General features: G+C 45.7%; 14 protein-coding genes and 5 tRNA genes. 1 reads left to right on the top strand and 18 read right to left on the bottom strand.

The features are described from left to right. Nucleotides 1–178 precede the first annotated feature (178 nt). Together rpoC and rpoB are read right to left on the bottom strand one after the other, a co-directional pair. The gene (gene rpoC, locus FTU87_RS04010) at nucleotides 179–4,369 is read right to left on the bottom strand and encodes a DNA-directed RNA polymerase subunit beta' (RefSeq protein WP_005173031.1); all 4,191 of its coding nucleotides are present in this window, start codon (nucleotides 4,367–4,369) and stop codon (nucleotides 179–181) included. A gap of 177 nt (nucleotides 4,370–4,546) precedes the next feature. Continuing rightward, nucleotides 4,547–8,635 (bottom strand): DNA-directed RNA polymerase subunit beta, encoded by a 4,089-nt coding sequence (gene rpoB / locus FTU87_RS04005; RefSeq protein ID WP_100329329.1) that lies wholly within the window; start codon nucleotides 8,633–8,635, stop codon nucleotides 4,547–4,549. Between rpoB and FTU87_RS04000 the strand changes: the two genes are divergently transcribed. Further along, complete coding sequence (locus tag FTU87_RS04000; RefSeq protein ID WP_034608820.1) at nucleotides 8,629–8,880, top strand: hypothetical protein; 252 nt, start codon at nucleotides 8,629–8,631, stop codon at nucleotides 8,878–8,880. The two genes, rpoB and FTU87_RS04000, sit on opposite strands and share 7 nt — an antisense overlap. A gap of 63 nt (nucleotides 8,881–8,943) precedes the next feature. On the opposite strand, the gene rplL is transcribed toward FTU87_RS04000, so the two are convergent. The 16 genes from rplL to gspD all read right to left on the bottom strand — a co-directional run bounded on the left by rplL (nucleotide 8,944) and on the right by gspD (nucleotide 19,778). Next, entirely contained in the window at nucleotides 8,944–9,309 is a 366-nt protein-coding gene (gene rplL, locus FTU87_RS03995; protein ID WP_005095274.1) for a 50S ribosomal protein L7/L12, read from the bottom strand. A gap of 48 nt (nucleotides 9,310–9,357) precedes the next feature. Continuing rightward, the gene (gene rplJ, locus FTU87_RS03990; RefSeq protein ID WP_005095272.1) at nucleotides 9,358–9,864 is read right to left on the bottom strand and encodes a 50S ribosomal protein L10; all 507 of its coding nucleotides are present in this window, start codon (nucleotides 9,862–9,864) and stop codon (nucleotides 9,358–9,360) included. Between the two features lie 300 nt (nucleotides 9,865–10,164). Next, nucleotides 10,165–10,860: a 50S ribosomal protein L1 gene (gene rplA / locus FTU87_RS03985; protein WP_005095271.1), complete on the bottom strand. Its 696-nt coding sequence runs from the start codon at nucleotides 10,858–10,860 to the stop codon at nucleotides 10,165–10,167. Between the two features lie 3 nt (nucleotides 10,861–10,863). Beyond that, nucleotides 10,864–11,292 carry a 50S ribosomal protein L11 gene (gene rplK, locus FTU87_RS03980; protein ID WP_004278614.1) on the bottom strand — a complete coding sequence of 143 codons (429 nt, stop codon included), beginning with the start codon at nucleotides 11,290–11,292 and terminating at the stop codon, nucleotides 10,864–10,866. Nucleotides 11,293–11,411: 119 nt separating this feature from the next. Then, a complete protein-coding gene (nusG, locus tag FTU87_RS03975) occupies nucleotides 11,412–11,945 on the bottom strand; it encodes a transcription termination/antitermination protein NusG (RefSeq protein ID WP_004278615.1) in 534 nt (177 codons plus the stop codon). Nucleotides 11,946–11,952: 7 nt separating this feature from the next. Beyond that, entirely contained in the window at nucleotides 11,953–12,393 is a 441-nt protein-coding gene (gene secE / locus FTU87_RS03970; protein WP_005095267.1) for a preprotein translocase subunit SecE, read from the bottom strand. Nucleotides 12,394–12,467: 74 nt separating this feature from the next. Beyond that, nucleotides 12,468–12,543 (bottom strand) — tRNA-Trp (locus FTU87_RS03965). 52 nt (nucleotides 12,544–12,595) lie between these two features. Continuing rightward, nucleotides 12,596–13,786 carry an elongation factor Tu gene (tuf, locus tag FTU87_RS03960; RefSeq protein WP_005095265.1) on the bottom strand — a complete coding sequence of 397 codons (1,191 nt, stop codon included), beginning with the start codon at nucleotides 13,784–13,786 and terminating at the stop codon, nucleotides 12,596–12,598. Between the two features lie 150 nt (nucleotides 13,787–13,936). Next, nucleotides 13,937–14,011, bottom strand: a tRNA-Thr gene (locus FTU87_RS03955). A gap of 17 nt (nucleotides 14,012–14,028) precedes the next feature. Then, nucleotides 14,029–14,104 (bottom strand) — tRNA-Gly (locus FTU87_RS03950). Nucleotides 14,105–14,142: 38 nt separating this feature from the next. After that, nucleotides 14,143–14,226, bottom strand: a tRNA-Tyr gene (locus FTU87_RS03945). A gap of 54 nt (nucleotides 14,227–14,280) precedes the next feature. Further along, nucleotides 14,281–14,356: transfer RNA gene (locus tag FTU87_RS03940), tRNA-Thr, on the bottom strand. A 98-nt stretch (nucleotides 14,357–14,454) separates the two neighbouring features. Beyond that, nucleotides 14,455–15,948 carry an anthranilate synthase component I gene (gene trpE, locus FTU87_RS03935; RefSeq protein WP_100354883.1) on the bottom strand — a complete coding sequence of 498 codons (1,494 nt, stop codon included), beginning with the start codon at nucleotides 15,946–15,948 and terminating at the stop codon, nucleotides 14,455–14,457. Between the two features lie 108 nt (nucleotides 15,949–16,056). After that, nucleotides 16,057–16,725, bottom strand: a complete 669-nt coding sequence (gene gph / locus FTU87_RS03930; RefSeq protein WP_100329455.1) for a phosphoglycolate phosphatase — start codon at nucleotides 16,723–16,725, stop codon at nucleotides 16,057–16,059. A gap of 78 nt (nucleotides 16,726–16,803) precedes the next feature. Further along, nucleotides 16,804–17,463 (bottom strand): FHA domain-containing protein, encoded by a 660-nt coding sequence (locus tag FTU87_RS03925; protein WP_074383929.1) that lies wholly within the window; start codon nucleotides 17,461–17,463, stop codon nucleotides 16,804–16,806. A gap of 62 nt (nucleotides 17,464–17,525) precedes the next feature. Next, nucleotides 17,526–19,778, bottom strand: coding sequence for a type II secretion system secretin GspD (gspD, locus tag FTU87_RS03920; protein WP_180096697.1), 2,253 nt, complete (start codon nucleotides 19,776–19,778; stop codon nucleotides 17,526–17,528). Nucleotides 19,779–19,790 lie beyond the last annotated feature (12 nt).

The following is a 19,790-nucleotide window of genomic DNA, read 5'->3' as shown; positions in this document are numbered from 1 at the left end:
TTATCTTCATTTTATAAAACTAAAACATGGAGCGTGTTACTTCTCTCGGTATTCCTGCTGAGTTTTGTAAGTATCAATGGATTATTCCGCTGTTTAGCCTTTAATTAGCTTTTAATTTTTATGTATTTAAGACAAAAAAAGACGCCCGAAGGCGCCTCTTTTTTAGCTTTAACTTGAATTAGAATTCTTCGTTAAATGCCTGACTTAAAGCTTGATCAACATCAGAGAAGTCATTGTGCAGTTCAAATTCTGCAGCTTCTGCTTCTTGACGACGACGCTCGAGATGGTAAGCCAAACCTGTACCCGCTGGGATCAGACGACCTACAACCACGTTTTCTTTCAGACCGCGTAAGTCATCTTCTTTACCTGTTACAGCCGCTTCAGTTAACACACGAGTTGTTTCCTGGAACGATGCAGCAGAGATGAACGAGTCAGTCGAAAGCGACGCTTTGGTAATACCCATCAACAGACGTTCAAACTTCGCAGGGAACTTGTTTTGTGCAAGAACTGCTTGGTTTTCTTGTACAACACGGATGTAATCCACTTGTTCGCCTTTGATGAAGCTGGTATCGCCACCATCAGTGATATCCACTTTACGCAGCATTTGACGTACGATGACTTCAATGTGCTTGTCGTTGATTTTTACACCTTGCAGACGGTATACGTCCTGAACTTCGTTCACGATGTAGTTGGTCAGCGCCACTTCACCTTTCAGACGTAAAATGTCATGCGGGTTCTGTGGGCCGTCAGAAATGGTTTCACCACGGTTCACATGTTCGCCTTCGAACACGTTAATGGTACGCCATTTCGGAATCAGCTCTTCGTAAATCTCAGAGCCATCATCCGGTGTAATCACCAGACGGTTCTTACCTTTGGTTTCTTTACCGAAGCTCACAACACCCGATACTTCTGCAAGGATTGCATGCTCTTTCGGCTTACGTGCTTCGAACAAGTCAGCTACACGCGGTAGACCACCGGTAATATCACGGGTACGTGAAGATTCTTGTGGTACACGACCAATAACGTCACCGACACCAATCGTTTCGCCATCACGGACAGAAAGAATGGTGTTTTGTGGCAAGAAGTAGAACTGTTCAGTGCCTTCAACTGTGTCTAACACTACAGCAGGACGCAAATCTTTACCTGACGCAGGACGTGAAGTCACTGGCAAGATTTCGATGGTTGACATACCTGTTGCATCATCAGTTTTCGAAGTCACGGTCACGCCATCAGCGATCTGGCTGAAACGCACTTTACCTGCAACTTCTGTTACCAATGGATGTGTATGCGGATCCCAAGTCGCCACGATACCGCCTGCTTCTACAGCTTCGCCATCTTTTAGCAAGATAGATGCACCGTAAGGCAGTTTATAGCGCTCGCGCTCACGACCTAAATCATCCGCAATACCGATCTCACCTGAACGTGAAGTCGATACCAAGTGACCTTTGGCATGTTGTACTGTTTTCACGTTGTGGAAACGCACTGTACCCTGGTTACGAACTTGTACGCTGTTTGCAGCAGACGTTCGGCTTGCAGCACCACCCACGTGGAAGGTACGCATAGTTAACTGTGTACCTGGTTCACCAATTGATTGAGCTGCCATGACACCAACAGACTCACCCGGGTTCACCTGATGACCACGCGCCAAGTCACGGCCGTAACATTTCGCACATACACCGAAAGTAGACGCACAGTTTACAACCGAACGTACTTTAATTTCGTCGACACCTTGGCTTTCGATAAACGTCGCCAGTTTCTCGTCAATTAAAGTATTACGTGGAAGCAGAACTTCGTCTGTACCGACACGTTTCACATCTTCAGCAACCACACGACCCAATACTCGTGCACCCAAGTTCTCGATAACATCACCACCTTGAATGAATGGTGTCATTACTAGACCGTCGAAGGTGCCACAATCTGGCTCGGTAATCACCAAGTCCTGCGCAACGTCTACCAGACGACGCGTCAAGTAACCAGAGTTCGCAGTTTTCAGTGCTGTATCGGCCAAACCTTTACGCGCACCGTGTGTCGAGATGAAGTACTGGAGTACAGTCAAACCTTCACGGAAGTTCGCTTTAATTGGGGTCTCAATGATCGAGCCATCCGGCTTCGCCATCAAACCACGCATACCCGCCAACTGACGAATCTGAGCTGCCGAACCACGGGCACCCGAGTCAGACATCATGTAGATCGAGTTGAATGATTTTTGCTTCTCGTCTTCACCCTGTTTGTTTTTAACAGTCGTGAAAGACAAGTTGTCCATCATCGCTTTAGCAACCTGGTCATTGGTACGCGCCCAAATATCGACCACTTTGTTATAACGTTCGCCGGCAGTTACGAAACCTTGTTCGAACTGTTGTTCGATTTCACGAACTTCAGCTTCCGCTTTACCAATAATGACTTGTTTTTGCGGTGGAATAACCATGTCTTCCATACCGACAGATACACCTGAACGCGTCGCCTGACGGAAGCCTAGGTACATCAATTGGTCAGCGAAGATAACAGTATCTTTCAGACCCAATTTACGGTAGCAAGAGTTAATTAACTTAGAGATGTTTTTCTTGGTCATCTCAACGTTAATTTGCTGGAAATCCATACCTTCAGGCACAACTTCCCAAAGTAGGCAGCGACCAGGTGTGGTATCTACAATAATGGTTTGATGTTCACGGTTGCCATCTTCATCGATGACAGTCTGGTGTACACGTGCTTTAACGCGAGCGTGTAGATCAACCTGACCTGTTGCCAGTGCACGGTTTACTTCGTGAGTATCCGCGAACACCATGCCCTCACCTTTGGCATTGATTGCATCACGCGTGATGTAATACAAGCCCAAGACAACGTCCTGAGACGGCACGATGATTGGCTCACCGTTCGCTGGAGACAAGATGTTGTTGGTCGACATCATTAACGCACGCGCTTCTAACTGCGCTTCAAGTGTTAATGGTACGTGTACCGCCATTTGGTCACCATCGAAGTCGGCGTTAAACGCAGCACACACGAGCGGGTGTAGACGGATCGCCTTACCTTCAATCAGGATCGGTTCAAATGCTTGAAGACCTAGACGGTGAAGTGTTGGCGCACGGTTCAACATCACTGGATGTTGACGGATCACGTGAGCAAGAACGTCCCAAACTTCTGGCGTCTCGCGCTCAACCATTTTCTTCGCAGCTTTAATGGTGGTTGCTTGACCAGATGCTTGTAGTTTCGCGAAAATGAATGGCTTGAACAGTTCAAGTGCCATTTTCTTCGGAAGACCACATTGGTGCAAACGCAGGTTTGGACCAACGGTAATGACCGAACGACCTGAGTAATCGACACGTTTACCCAATAAGTTCTGACGGAAACGACCTTGCTTACCTTTGATCATATCTGCCAAAGATTTAAGCGGACGCTTGTTTGAACCGGTAATTGCACGACCACGACGACCGTTATCTAACAATGCATCGACAGACTCTTGCAACATACGTTTTTCGTTACGTACGATGATGTCTGGCGCTGCAAGGTCAAGAAGACGCTTCAAACGGTTGTTACGGTTAATCACACGACGGTAAAGATCGTTCAAGTCAGAAGTCGCGAAACGACCACCTTCAAGTGGTACCAACGGACGAAGGTCTGGTGGCAGAACTGGAAGTACAGTCAACACCATCCATTCTGGCTTGTTGTTCGAATCGTTGAATGCTTCCATCAACTTCAAACGCTTAGAGGCTTTTTTCAGCTTGGTTTCTGAAGTTGTCACAGGAATTTCTTCACGAAGACGCGCAATTTCAGCTTCAAGATCGATGTCTTTCAACAAGTCTTGAACCGCTTCAGCACCCATTTTCGCTGTGAATTCATCACCGTGTTCTTCCAACGCATTGAAGTATTCTTCATCGTTCAGAAGCTGGTATTTCTCAAATGGTGTCATACCAGGATCGGTAACCACATAAGATTCGAAATACAATACGCGTTCGATATCACGTAGCGTCATGTCTAATAATAGACCGATACGGCTCGGCAATGATTTCAAGAACCAGATGTGTGCAACTGGAGAAGCTAGCTCGATGTGACCCATACGTTCACGACGAACTTTCGCAGTTGTTACTTCAACGCCACATTTTTCACAAATGACGCCTTTGTATTTCATACGCTTGTATTTACCACACAAGCATTCGTAATCTTTTACTGGACCAAAGATTTTGGCACAGAATAAACCATCACGTTCAGGTTTGAACGTACGATAGTTAATGGTTTCTGGCTTTTTAACTTCACCGTGAGACCATGACTTAATCATTTCTGGTGACGCAAGACCAATACGGATGCGGTCAAACTCTACAGGAGCATGACCGTCTGAATCCGTCTTTTTGCGCATGATATCGAGCAAGTCTTTCAATTTTTTTCTCCGTGTGTCGAGGAGATTTTCACTTCTCGACTGGGTCACAAATATTGTTTTCAACTGAATTGGGAATCCCAAGAATCCCCCTAAATCCCCCTTTATAAAGAGGGACTTTCCCCTCTTTCTTAAAGAGGTGAGAAGCACTGCTTCGCAAGGGAGATTCAATGGAACTAATTAGTCACCATTTTTCAGTTCAATGTTGATACCTAAAGAACGGATCTCTTTGGTCAATACGTTGAACGATTCAGGCATACCCGGGTCCATATAATGGTTACCATCTACAATATTCTTGTAGATACGGGTACGGCCTTCAACGTCATCCGATTTCACAGTCAGCATTTCTTGTAGCGTATATGCTGCACCGTAAGCTTCTAGTGCCCAGACTTCCATCTCACCGAAACGCTGACCACCGAATTGTGCTTTACCACCCAGCGGCTGTTGCGTGACTAGAGAATAAGAACCAGTTGAACGCGCATGCATCTTGTCATCAACTAAGTGGTTCAGTTTCAGCATGTACATATAACCTACAGTTACTGGACGGTCGAAACGCTCACCAGTACGACCATCATATAATACTGTCTGACCAGTACTTGATAGACCTGCAAGTTGTAACAATTCTTTGATCTGACCTTCTTCAGCACCATCGAATACAGGTGTTGCCAAAGGCACACCAGCACGCAAGTTACCAGAAAGTTTCAAGATTTCTTCATCAGTCAAGCTGTCAAGATCTTCTTGCTCGCCACCAACTTTGTTATAAATCTTGTCCAGGAAATCACGAAGCTCAAGTACAGTACGCTGTTCTTTCATCATCTTGTCGATTTGATCGCCAAGACCTTTGGCAGCCATACCCAAGTGAGTTTCAAGAATCTGACCCACGTTCATACGCGATGGTACGCCCAGCGGGTTCAGTACGATATCAACAGGTACACCATTGGCATCGTGTGGCATGTCTTCTACCGGCAAGATGTTTGATACAACACCCTTGTTACCGTGACGACCGGCCATCTTATCACCCGGCTGGATGCGACGTTTTACCGCAAGATAAACTTTAACTACTTTCAATACGCCAGTGGTCAGCTCATCGCCTGTAGAAAGTTTGCGTTTTTTCTCAGCAAATTTCTCGTCAATTTCGAAGCTCTTCTCTTTCAAGAACACTTGAATTTGCGTTAGACGTTCAGCGATTGCTTCATCAACCGGTTGAATTTCAAGAAGATCAACAAGCTCTAAACCAGACAACACGTCTTCAGACAGTTTGTCGCCACGTTTAGTGGTACCGCCACCATTCGACTCTTGACCGTTCAACAAACGAATTACACGTTCACGTGCTGCTTCTTCAAAGATCTTGAACTCTTCTTTCAAGTCTTTACGGTAAGCATCAAGCTGAGCTTTTTCAATTGCTTGAGCACGTTCGTCTTTTTCAAGACCATCACGTGTAAACACTTGAACATCAATCACAGTACCTTTGGTACCAGATGGAACGCGTAAAGATGAATCTTTAACGTCAGCTGCTTTTTCACCGAAGATTGCACGAAGCAATTTTTCTTCCGGCGTTAGCTGCGTTTCACCTTTAGGCGTCACTTTACCAACAAGAATATCACCTGCTGTTACTTCAGCACCGATGTAAACAATACCTGATTCATCAAGTTTAGAAAGCGCTGCTTCACCCACATTCGGGATATCGGCCGTGATTTCTTCAGCACCAAGCTTAGTATCACGTGCGACACATGACAATTCCTGGATATGAATCGAGGTTAAACGGTCTTCTTGAAGTACACGCTCTGAAAGTAAGATCGAGTCTTCGTAGTTGTAACCGTTCCAGGTCATGAATGCGACGCGCATGTTTTGACCAAGCGCTAGCTCACCGCCATCAGTCGATGGACCATCAGCTAATACGTCACCACGACCCACTTTATCACCCAGGTTCACCAGAACTTTCTGGTTGATACAGGTGTTTTGGTTTGAACGGGTGTATTTGATCAGGTTATAGATATCTACACCTGCCTCACCTGCGATCATCTCTTCTTCGTTCACACGAATGACTACACGAGATGCATCAACAAACTCGATACGACCACCACGCTGAGCGATCACACATACACCAGAGTCATGTGCTACGTTCGCTTCCATACCCGTACCTACGAGTGGTTTGTCAGCGATTAACGTAGGAACAGCCTGACGTTGCATGTTTGAACCCATCAATGCACGGTTGGCATCATCGTGTTCAAGGAACGGAATCAGTGACGCAGCCACAGATACAACCTGCTGAGCAGATACATCCATATGCGTTACTTTTTCCGGCGGCATGCGTACGAAGTCACCTTGGTGACGTACAGATACAACTTCTTCTAATAAATTACCATCAGCATCTACTGCAGAATCGGCCTGTGCAATCACAGTACCCACTTCTTCAATCGCAGACAGGTATTCAATGTCCATGGTTACACGGCCATCAACTACTTTACGGTAAGGCGTTTCCAAGAAACCGAAGTTGTTCGCTTTAGCATATACAGAAAGCGAGTTGATCAAACCAATGTTTGGACCTTCCGGCGTTTCAATTGGACATACACGACCGTAATGCGTTTGATGTACGTCACGTACTTCAAAGCCCGCACGTTCACGCGTCAAACCACCGGGACCAAGTGCTGATACACGACGCTTGTGCGTGATTTCAGACAACGGGTTGTTTTGATCCATGAACTGAGACAACTGGCTTGAACCAAAGAATTCTTTGATTGCAGCAGCAACAGGCTTCGCATTGATTAGATCTTGCGGAGACAGGTTATCTGTTTCAGCTTGAGATAAACGTTCTTTAACAGCACGTTCTACACGAACCAGACCGACACGGAATTGGTTCTCTGTCATTTCGCCCACAGAACGAACACGACGGTTACCCAAGTGATCGATATCGTCGACTTCACCTTTACCGTTACGGATTTCAACTAATGTTTTCAATACATCAGTGATATCTTCGTTCGAGAGAATACCTTCAACTTCACGCGACTTCTGGTCTGTACCCACTTCGTAAGGACGACCCAAACGACGGTTGAACTTCATACGACCGACTGGAGACAAGTCATAACGCTCAGAAGAGAAGAACAGGTTGTTGAACAGGTTCTCAGCTGCTTCTTTGGTTGGTGGCTCGCCCGGACGCATGACTTTGTAGATTTCTACTAATGCTTCTTCACGAGTGGTCGTAGTATCTGCACGTAGAGAATCTGCAACGAATGAACCACGGTCGATATCATTGGTGAACAGAACATTAAACTGCTTCACGCCGCCTTCTGCAATTTTCACCATGACTTCATGGCTCAATACGGTATTTGCAGCAATCACGTCGCCATCTTTTAATGCGATGTCTTCAGCCGTGATACGCTCATACAAATACTCATCAGGCACTGCAAGTTTTTCAAGACCTGAAGCTTCCATCTGACGTACATGACGCGCGTTAATACGTTTACCTTGCTCAACGATTGCCTTGCCATCTTTATCCAAGATGTCAAATTGTGCCATTTCGCCACGCAGACGTTCCGGCACCAAGTCAATTTGATAGCTACCCATGTCAAGATACACAGGGACTTTCTCGTAGAACATGTTGAGAATGTTTTCGCTGCTATAACCCAGCGCACGCAGCACCACAGTCGCAAGTAATTTACGACGACGGTCAATACGTACATAGACCAGGTCTTTGGCATCGAATTCAAAATCTAACCATGAACCACGGTAAGGAATGATACGCGCTGAATAAAGGACTTTACCACTTGAGTGAGTCTTACCTTTATCGTGGTCAAAGAATACGCCTGGTGAACGGTGTAATTGAGATACGATTACACGCTCGGTACCATTAATTACAAAGGTACCGTTATCCGTCATCAATGGCATCTCGCCCATATAGACTTCTTGTTCACGTACGTCTTTAATTGACTTCGTTTCACGATCTTTCAGGATCAAACGAATTTTTACACGCATTGGTGCTGCATAAGTTGAGCCACGAAGAATACATTCGCGTACATCAAACTCAGGCTTACCAAGACTATACTCAACAAATTCTAAAGCAGCATTGCCAGAATAACTTTCTATAGGAAAAACTGAACGAAATGCGGCTTGGAGACCGATATCTTCACGGTTTTTTGGTGATTTGCCATCTTGTAAGAACGTTCTGTACGAGTCGACTTGAATCGCGAGCAGGTACGGAGCATCCATAACGCTAGGCAATTTACCAAAATTCTTACGGATCCGTTTCTTTTCGGTATATGAGTATGCCATCTGGAGTCCTCGGAAAGTGTAAACCAAGCCCGCCTGCAGAACGGGCTCAGAAGGAATTACGCTGGCCGATATGGCCACCACTCTTTACAAATGCTGCAATTTTTAGTGGTATTAAAACGCTTATCAATATTTTTTTACTGAAAAATATTGGTAAACGTTTGTTCATTATGTTTATTTTTAATTTGTATGATTTTTATATCATGCAAACAAAAATCGAGCCGATTATTGTAACGCAAAAAGGCTGATGACCCAAGAGCCATCAGCCAATTTTTGGAGCTGATTATAAAAAAACCGGCTCCCTTAAGCTATTACTTAAGAGTAACTGTAGCACCAGCTTCTTCAAGTTTCTTCTTAAGTTCTTCGCCTTCTTCTTTAGAAACGCCTTCTTTAAGAACTGTAGGAGCGCTTTCAACCATGTCTTTAGCTTCTTTCAAGCCAAGGCCAGTTGCTTCACGAACTGCTTTAATTACAGCAACTTTGTTTGCGCCAAAAGAAGTCAATTCAACATTGAATTCAGATTGCTCTTCAGCAGCAGCAGCAGCAGGACCAGCAGCAACAGCTACAGCAGCAGCAGAAACGTTGAATTTCTCTTCGAAAGCAGAAATAAGTTCAACAAGTTCAAGAACAGTTTTTTCAGCAACTGCGTTTAGGATTTCTTCGTTTGTTAAAGCCATGAGATTAACTCCAAATGGGTATTGAATGATGTGTGTGTAAGTTTGAGCTTAAGCAGCTTCTGACTCGTTTTTCTCTTGAAGCGCTGTAAGTAAGCGGCCCAATTTCGAAATAGGAGCTTGAAGAACGTTTGCAAGCATAGTAAGCGCTTTTTCTTGGTTCGGAAGATTCGCGATAACGCTAACTTCTTCGCCTTGATAAAGTTTGCCATCAAATGCAGCAGCTTTAAGTTCAAATGCTTTATTAGTTTTAGCGAATTCTTCGAACAAACGTGCAGCAGCACCCATGTCGTCTTCAGAAGTCGAGAAAGCTAAGATTGTTGGGCCAACAAGGTTGTCGTTCAAGATATTGAATTGAGTATCTTGAAGAGCGCGTTTAGCCAAAGTGTTACGCACGATACGTGTGTGAACACCTAGTTTACGAGCTTCAACGCGAAGAGCAGTTAATTGCTCAACAGTTAAACCTTGATAGTCAGCAACAACAGCGGCAAATGCAGTAGAAGCAACTTCAGTTACTTCAGCTACGATCTGTTTTTTGCCTTCGATAAGAAGAGCCATTGTAAAACCTCCTAACGGTGATTTATGTACTTACGCGAAGTACACTCCCAATTCGTTAATCCATCACTGGACTAACACGCGGAGGATGAACAAATCACACCACCGCGTCTACGCAGGCTGGACGATTAAGAGCGAAGCATAAAACTCCCCTCGCCCGCGGTCTTTGACGCTGATAAATTTTCATTTATCAATTCAAAGTTTGCCTAAGTTTGCAAAATACGACGGAGCGTTTCTTGCGTAAGTTTTAAAGCACTGCTTTAAAACTTACTCAGGGCTTTAAAATTCTGTATAAGTCGAGACTTATTTAGAAACGTTTGCTACATCAACGATCAAACCAGGACCCATAGTTGAGCTCAAAGTGATCTTTTGAATGTATACGCCTTTAGAAGTCGCAGGCTTTAAACGTTTCAAGTCAGCAACGAGTGCTTCAACGTTTGAACGAACAGCTTCAGCAGTGAAACCTACTTGACCGATCGCAGCGTGGATAATACCCGCCTTGTCTACGCGGTAACGTGCTTGACCAGCTTTTGCATTTTTAACTGCAGTTGCTACGTCAGGAGTTACCGTACCCACTTTAGGGTTTGGCATTAAGCCACGTGGACCAAGGATCGTACCAAGTTTACCTACAACGCGCATTGCATCTGGAGCAGCAATTACAACGTCAAAGTCAAGGTTACCCGCTTGGATGCTTTCAGCAAGATCATCGAAACCAACAACGTCTGCGCCTTCAGCTTTAGCAGCTTCAGCAGCAGCGCCTTGAGCGAATACAGCTACACGTACAGTTTTACCCGTACCTGCAGGAAGTGTAGTCGCGCCACGAACAACTTGGTCAGATTTACGAGGATCAACACCTAGGTTTACCGCGATATCCAAAGATTCTTTGAATTTAGGAGCTGGAAGGCTCTCTAAAACTGCAACAGCTTCTTCTAGCGTGTAAACTTTGTGCGCTTCTACAGCAGCTACGATCGCTTTTTGACGTTTAGTTAATTTAGCCATGTCTTAAAGCTCCACTTCCAAGCCCATAGAACGCGCAGAACCAGCAATGGTACGTACACGTGCGTCTAAATCAGCACCAGTCAAATCTGGTTCTTTAGTAGTCGCGATTTCTTCGATTTGAGCACGAGTCAACTTACCAACTTTAGTTTTGTTAGGTACAGCTGAACCCTTCTGGATACCAGCAGCTTTCTTAAGAAGAACAGCAGCAGGTGGAGTTTTCATGATGAATGTGAACGACTTGTCGTTGTACACAGTGATCACGACTGGAATTGGTAGACCAGCTTCAACTTTTTGTGTCGCAGCATTGAATTCTTTACAGAATGCCATGATGTTCACACCACGTTGACCTAGTGCAGGACCAATCGGTGGAGATGGATTCGCTTTACCAGCTGGAACTTGCAGCTTGATATAGCCGTCAATCTTCTTAGCCATTTCAAATTACCTCTGGGTGCAAACGCCGGTGAAGGCTCCCCAATGATTTCAAGTAACGATACCGTTACAACAACAATGCCTGATTTGCACGCAAATCAGGCGTTTTCAACCCAAACCAATTAAACTGATTTTTCGACTTGACGAAATTCCAGTTCAACTTGAGTTGGACGGTTAAATACATTAATGGTCAGCGTTAAACGTGACTTTTCGTACTGAACTTCTTCCACCACACCTTTAAAGTCCGTGAATGGACCGTCAACTACGAGTAATTCTTCGCCTGGTTCAAACATCGTCTTAGGACGAGGTGCTTCACCAGTATTGCGTACACGCGCAAGAATCGCATCAGCTTCTTTTTGCGTAATTGGCGCCGGTTTTTCCGCCGTACCACCAATAAAGCCTAAAACTTTCGGACATTCTTTAACAATGTGCCAAGTGTCGTCATTCATTTCCATTTCGACTAGAACATAGCCAGGAAAGAACTTGCGCTCTGATTTACGTTTCTTGCCATCCTTCATTTCTACCACTTCTTCGGTAGGAACCAGGACTTCACCAAAGCTATCGGCAACAGCGCTACGCTGGATTCGATCATTAAGCGAACGCATTACTTGTTTTTCATAACCTGAATAGGCATGAATAATGTACCAACGTTTCATAGCTCTCTTACCCGATAATAAACTTGATTAACCAGCCTAAAATATAATCGAAACACCATAAAACAATGGAGGTAATTACGACTACAACAAGAACTTGCCAAGATGTGGACACAGTCTCTTGCTTGGTAGGCCAGGTCACTCGACGGAGCTCGATTCGTGCATCTTTCAGCAGACGAATAAAGCCTTTGCCTTGATGGGTGGCGTATAATAAACCGAATGCTGCAACGATACAAGCCAAAATCACCCCAACACGCACCCAAATATCATTCGCAGGGGCCCAGTATGCTGGTAAATATTGGTTTACCATCATTGCACCAACCAATAAAATCAAGGCGATAACCCATAGAACCATGTCTAATGGAGAACCAGAACTTACATCTACTGCAGGATTATTTCTTTGAGGAATTGCCGCTTCGCCTAATGCGTCGCGTGATTTTTCATTCGACATTTTTGTACTCGTCGTAGGTTTCGCGACTTATTATATGACCAATTTTGCCGACATCAAGCGTCTTTTTCAAAACTTGGCAGGTCAGGAGGGACTCGAACCCCCAACATTCGGTTTTGGAGACCGACGCTCTACCAATTGAACTACTGACCTGCAAAATAACAAGTTGGAGCCGAAACCCCAACCCGTTTATCTTATTCTATGATTATGCAGTTACTTTAGCAACTACACCAGCACCCACTGTACGACCGCCTTCACGGATCGCAAAACGTAGACCTGGGTCCATTGCGATTGGGTGGATTAGCTCTACTGACATCTCAACGTTGTCACCAGGCATAACCATTTCCACGCCTTCTTTAAGCGCGATCGCACCAGTTACGTCCGTAGTACGGAAGTAGAACTGTGGACGGTAACCGTTAAGGAATGGAGTGTGACGACCACCTTCTTCTTTAGAAAGTACGTATACTTCCGCATCGAATTTAGTATGTGGCTTGATCGCACCTGGTTTAGTCAATACTTGACCACGTTGTACGTCTTCACGCTTAGTACCACGTAGAAGAACACCACAGTTCTCGCCTGCACGACCTTCGTCAAGCAATTTACGGAACATTTCAACACCAGTAACTGTAGTTACTTGAGTATCACGGATACCAACGATTTCAACCGATTCGCCTACTTTAACAATACCAGTCTCTACACGGCCAGTTACTACTGTACCACGACCAGAAATTGAGAATACGTCTTCAATTGGCATAAGGAATGGAAGGTCGATTGCACGTTCTGGCTCTGGAATGTAAGAGTCAAGTGCTTCAACCAATGCAACAACAGCGTCTTCGCCATACTGACCAGCTTCACCGTTAAGTGCAGCAAGTGCAGAACCGCGGATTACTGGAGTGTCATCGCCCGGGAAGTCATAAGTAGAAAGAAGTTCACGAACTTCCATTTCAACCAGCTCAAGAAGCTCTTCGTCGTCTACAAGGTCGCATTTGTTCAAGAATACAACGATGTAAGGTACACCTACCTGACGAGAAAGCAGGATGTGTTCACGAGTCTGTGGCATAGGACCATCAGTCGCAGCACATACAAGGATCGCGCCGTCCATCTGAGCAGCACCAGTAATCATGTTTTTAACATAATCGGCGTGGCCCGGGCAGTCTACGTGAGCGTAGTGACGAGTTGGAGAATCGTATTCTACGTGTGAAGTATTAATTGTAATACCACGTGCTTTTTCTTCTGGTGCAGAGTCGATTGCAGCGTAATCACGCGCTTCGCCACCGAATTTTTTCGCACATACAGTTGCAATCGCAGCTGTTAAAGTTGTTTTACCATGGTCGACGTGACCAATTGTGCCCACGTTAACGTGTGGCTTATTACGTTCAAACTTAGCCTTAGCCATGTTAATACTCCTCGTTTACGTCGAACACAATTCTGAGTAAAACCCAGTTCCGACATGTCGTTTTAAAAAACCAAATACCAAATACTTGAAAAGCAGACTAAATAGCCTGCTTCTGGAATATTGTGCAATAAAAATTGCTAAACTGTAATCTGGAGCTCTTATCGAGATTTGAACTCGAGACCTCTCCCTTACCAAGGGAGTGCTCTACCACTGAGCTATAAGAGCAAATATTAGCACTTCAATGGAGCGGGAGACGAGGGTCGAACTCGCGACATGCAGCTTGGAAGGCTACCGCTCTACCAACTGAGCTACTCCCGCACGATGTTGGTACAAACCACTTATTGAAGTATTAAAATTGGTGGTGAGGGAAGGATTCGAACCTTCGAAACTTTCGTAGCGGAGTTACAGTCCGCCCCCTTTGACCGCTCGGGAACCTCACCATTTTACACTTACATCAGTGCTGTTCTTTACTCAACCCTTGAAACTCTCTAAGATGGTGCCGGCACACGGATTCGAACTGTGGACCTACTGATTACAAGTCAGTTGCTCTACCAACTGAGCTATGCCGGCGTTTCTTAGTGTTTCGTACGTTTCGTATCGGAACGGTGTGCAGTTTAGCAAAACTCACAAACCATGCAAGTGTTTTTTTCAAAAAAAACCCCAAAAACTCATAAAATCAAACCATTTGATGATAATTCAACCGCTTTGATCACTGCGCGAGCTTTTATTTGGGTTTCATTCCATTCAGATTCGGGATTTGAGTCGGCAACCAGCCCTGCTCCGGCCTGAACATAGACCTTATTTTCACGGATCACACAGGTACGAATCGCAATCGACATGTCCATTTCACCATGCCAGCCTAAATAACCGACAGCGCCACCAAAAATTCCACGTTTTACCGGCTCAACTTCGTCAATAATTTCCATGGCACGAATTTTTGGTGCACCTGAAAGCGTACCGGCAGGGAAAGTTGCCTTGAAAACATCCAAGGCATCGACATCGTCACGCACTTCACCCTGTACATTCGAGACAATATGCATGACATGCGAATAACGTTCGATCACCATTCGATCAGTCACTTGAACTTTACCAATTTTTGCAATGCGTCCGACGTCATTGCGCCCCAAGTCAATCAGCATGACATGTTCGGCAATTTCTTTTTCATCAGAGAGCAAGTCTTGCTCAAGGGCCAGATCTTCTTCCTTGGTTTTGCCACGTGGTCGTGTGCCTGCTAAAGGACGCACTGTGGCAATGCCATTTTCCAAACGCGATAAAATTTCTGGTGATGAACCGACAATATGGAACGGTGTATTGTTTTCCAAGGTTTGCCCTTGTACCAGAAACAGATACGGCGAAGGATTCAGATGACGTAGCGCACGATAGACCTGTAAGGGATCACCATCGAAATCTGACACCATACGATGCCCGGGCACCACCTGCATCACATCGCCAGCACGAATATATTCTTTGACCTTTTCAACCGAGGCAATAAAGTTGTCATGTCCGGTTAGAGATTCAAAATGTGGCGGACTATGTTTTTCAGCTTTCAGGCTAATCGGTGTTGCCAGAATATTTTCCAATTCATTCAATTGTTCATGTGCTTTTTCATAAGCAATCGGGTCAGCTGCATCGGCATGCACAATCAGAAATAAGGTATCTTTTAAATTGTCAAAGACAATGACGGTTTTAGACAACATCATCCAGATATCAGGCAAGCCAACCGGATCTGCTTCAGGCACATTTTTGAGTTTGGGTTCAATATAACGCACGGCATCATAACCAAAGTAGCCCACCAGACCGCCAGTGAAGCTTGGCAATGCAGGTAAGTCCTGTTGGGTCGGCACTTTAAACTGAGCCTGAAAGTCACGAATATAGTGAAAAGGATCTGCACAGTGCTGCTTTTCAATCGAGCCGTCCGCATGCTGTACCGTCAGTTCACCGGCATTACAGGAAAATACCGTAGATTCGCCCAGCCCAATAATCGAATAGCGTGCCCAGTTTTCTCCACCTTCGACAGATTCAAACAGATAAGCCTGCTGATGCTGCTTAAGACGCGCGAAAATAGAAAGTGGGGTATCCGTATCGGCCAGACGCTGACGGTACACTGGAATCAGGTTATAGCCTTGTGCAGCAAGTTGCTGGAATTGTGCTTGTGTGGTCATGCGGTTTTTCTCTTTAAATTTGGTTTACTCAGTGTATAAATAGACTTGAACTGAGCGACGCCATCGAAAAACCTGATCACTATTCATTTTATTTTCCTAACACCCTAATTAAGCAAGCAATTCACGTAGATCATCTACAATTTCTTGAGGATGACAGTCTGCTATATTTTCACCGTGATTATAGCCGTAGCTCACCACAATACAATCAATCCCGGCGCGACGTGCAGCCTCCACATCATTGGAAGAATCCCCGATCAGTAACACCTGTTCTTTCGTTACACCATACTGTTCGACACAGTGTAATAATTGACGCGGATGCGGTTTACGCTCGCTAAAACGGTCGCCACCAATGGTCTCGGCAAAATAATGTGCCATATCCAATGTCTCTAAAATAGCACAAGCAGGAAGCTCCGGCTTATTGGTGACGCAGATCAGGGTTTTGCCCTGCGCTTTGGCCCAGTCGAGAAACTTCAGAATTCCGGGAAATGGAACCGTGTCGACACAAGGATCAACATTATAAATATCCAGAAAAGTATTCAGCAGCTCCTGATGCTGTGCGGGTGTAACTTCACCGACCAGATGTAGCAATACACTTTCACAAAATATCGAGGTGCCCTTGCCCACCCAGGTACGAACCTGCTCTTCCGTGACCAAAGGCAATTGCAACACATTCAGGCTCATATTCATGGCACGATACAGGTCATGCGCCGAATCAACCAAAGTACCATCCAGATCAAACAAGATCAGTTCACGCTGTTCTAATTGTGCAATAGACATCCCGACCCTCTTTTATATTATTCGCAGCCACAAAAAAGGCATGCGCTGTGCATACCTTGATTGTAACCAATCATCGGCTTATTTAAACATTACCCAAGCCATAATTGCCAAAATAATCAATACAATCACTGAAATCAAACCAACAGACACATTTTTCTGGGTTTCTTTTTCCTGCTCTACCCGTGACACAGGCTGCTCAACCGGCATTGGCGTAGGTTCTGGTTTCCCTGCAGCAAGATCGACGCCTTCAGGAATCGGCGCTGGTTTTGGAATCCCGACATGGGTTGGCATGCCATCTCGGGTCAGCTGGACTGAGGCATCTCGCTGTGTCAGTTCCGGTATACCCTGCTCATTCATTTGTTGTGCTGGCGTTGGTTCAGTCACTTCAACCTGTGCCACGACTTTTTCTGCCGTGGCTTCTATTTCTGCTGGAACTTCTACCGCAGCCACAGGCGCCAACACGGAAAATTTCAGGCTGGCAAACTGAACGATATCATCCTGTTTTAATAACGTTTCCTGTGCAATCTGCACATCATTGACGAAAGTGCCATTCGATGATCCTAAGTCCTGTACCCAGAGCGCATCATCTTTGAGCAAGAAAGCAGCATGTTTGCGCGAGATCTCTGCGGCCTGCAACACAATGTCTGCGGCCTGATGACGTCCCACCAGCATATCACGGTCAATGCTAATCTCTTGCCCTGTCAAGTCACCTGTAATCGCGTATATTTTCCAAGTCATGAATTTACTTCTCTTTTCTCTTTGACATTATCATAACATGCTGTTTGTTCATGCTACATCACTTAGCTTTTCGGTCTAAGTGTTGTGGTGGTCACGGTATTTTTACGCTTTTCGACGTGTTGTCCGGGTTGTGACTGCAACACAGGCTCAATCGCGACAGGCGTGACTACCACAGCAGCTGGCTGAGTCGGCACCGGAGCAGTCGGCACAGTTTGATAAGACGAATTTTGTAAAGGTGTTTTCGAAACCGGAATACGCTGTTGATAGACATCACTGACCTGTTCCGGCAGCTTGGCAAAATTACCATCAGCATCCAGGGCCAGTTGCAGACTATACAGTTGGCTATAACGTTGCTGGGTCAGTTTACTGACTTCATTTTTATCCCCCACAATCGTTGGATGGATGAAGATCAGCAGATTACGTTTCTGATTAGATTTACCTTCAGAACGGAATAAACGCCCAAGACCAGGGATTGCGCCCAGACCCGGAACTGCCTGACGGCCATAACTGGTGTTATCCGAAATCAGACCACCCAGCACAATGGTTTGCCCATTTTCAGCCAGAATCGAAGTTTTAATCGCACGCTTGCTGGTCACCAGATCCTGCGCTTGTCCACGATCCCGATTAACAGCCGATACTTCCTGCTCCACTTCCAGACGCACCGTACCATCTTCACCAATATGCGGCACCACTTTTAAAGTGACCCCGACATCTTTACGTTCAATCGTGGTATAGGGATTGGCCACCCCAGCAGCGCCAGTTGAAACCGAGCCTGTCACAAAGGGTACGTTTTCACCGACCACAATATAGGCTTCTTCGTTGTCCATGGTCACAATGGATGGCGTAGACAACAGATTGGACTTGGTGCTTTCTTTTAAGGCCTGAATCAGCGCACCATACAGACGGCGTGAACCATCACTGCCTTCACGATAATCACCAAGCACCAACGAAGTCCCAGCTCCCACGGTACTTGCAGCACCTGCACCACCGCCGGTGAGATAACCGGCTGCCACATTTTTTAGGCTGGTACCAAAATTATCAAAGTTAATCAGCCCGATACCGCTACTGATATCTCCCAAGGCCCATTGCACCCCAAGCTGATCGGCATCTGTACCTTCTACTTCGATAATGGCAGCTTCAATCAGTACCTGTTGACGGCGAATATCCAGCTGATTAATTGCTGATTCGATTTCCCGCATCAATTGTGGATCGGCCTTAACCACCAAAGAGTTTTGCGTGGCATCGGCAATAATACTCACCCCATTTGCGCTAAAGCTGCTAATTCCACCCTGCTCGGTGTTCATGCCGGTATTCAACTGAATAGCGGAGGAAGTATTATTTCCGCTGGTGTTGCTACTGTTGTTATTGCTTAAACTGTTATTCGAACTCAGGGAAGATGAACCCGAAGACGTGCTAGTGGAATTTGAACTACTGTTCACCGCCTGCCCTGTCACCAGTCCCTGCAAGATCTCTGCCAGATTCTTGGCACTGGCATATTTCAAACGAAAGACTTTCAAGCCGCCCAGACGGTCTGCCGCCGGCACATCCAAAGTTTCAATCATTTGACGCAGCCGCTTACGCGTTGTCGGATCACCTTTAATGATAATCCGGTTGGTGCGGGTATCTGCGATGACACGTACCCGCGAACCACGAACATCTTTGGCTGCACCCGTGGCTGTCATGGACTCGATCAGCTCGATCATTTCCTCGGCCTGACTCGATTGTAGACTGACCGCTTCCATATCATTTTGACCGGTGCCATCCAGATTACGAATGATGGTTTCCAGCTGATAAATATTATTGGCCCGATCTGATACGATCAGCGCATTGGTGCCCGGCACTGCTGCCAGATGGGCAAATTGCGGCATCAAAGGGCGCAGTGCTGGAATCAGATCATTCGGATTGGTATTTTCCAGCCACAATACCCGAGTCACGATCTGGTCACCACTGGCACGGCTTCTGGCATCATAGGGAATGCCCGAGCTTTTGACATTGCTGTCCGGTACCAGCTTGATGGTATTGCCCGAAGGAATCGCCACCACACCATTGACATTGAGCACACCTAAAAACAGGTCATAGACTTCATTTTTATTCAGTGCTTTATTGGAAATAACGGTAACATTACCACGCACCCGCGGATCGACTGCGAAGTTCTTGCCGGTAATGTCAGCCACTTCATTAATGAATGCGGTGAGGTCAGCATCCCGCAGGTTGATTTTCCAGGTTTGCGCATAACCCGCCGTACTGATCATTGCTACGAGCGGGGCGGCCACACAGCATGCCCATGCTGATCGATTATTATTAAATAAAGCCATAAACTTTTGTGT

The sequence above is a fragment of the Acinetobacter sp. YH12156 genome (assembly GCF_013418235.1).
In the GTDB taxonomy this organism is placed as follows: Bacteria; Pseudomonadota; Gammaproteobacteria; order Pseudomonadales; family Moraxellaceae; genus Acinetobacter; species Acinetobacter pseudolwoffii.
Note: the sequence above shows the minus strand (reverse complement) of the source record. Positions and strands in the feature narration are given on the sequence as shown.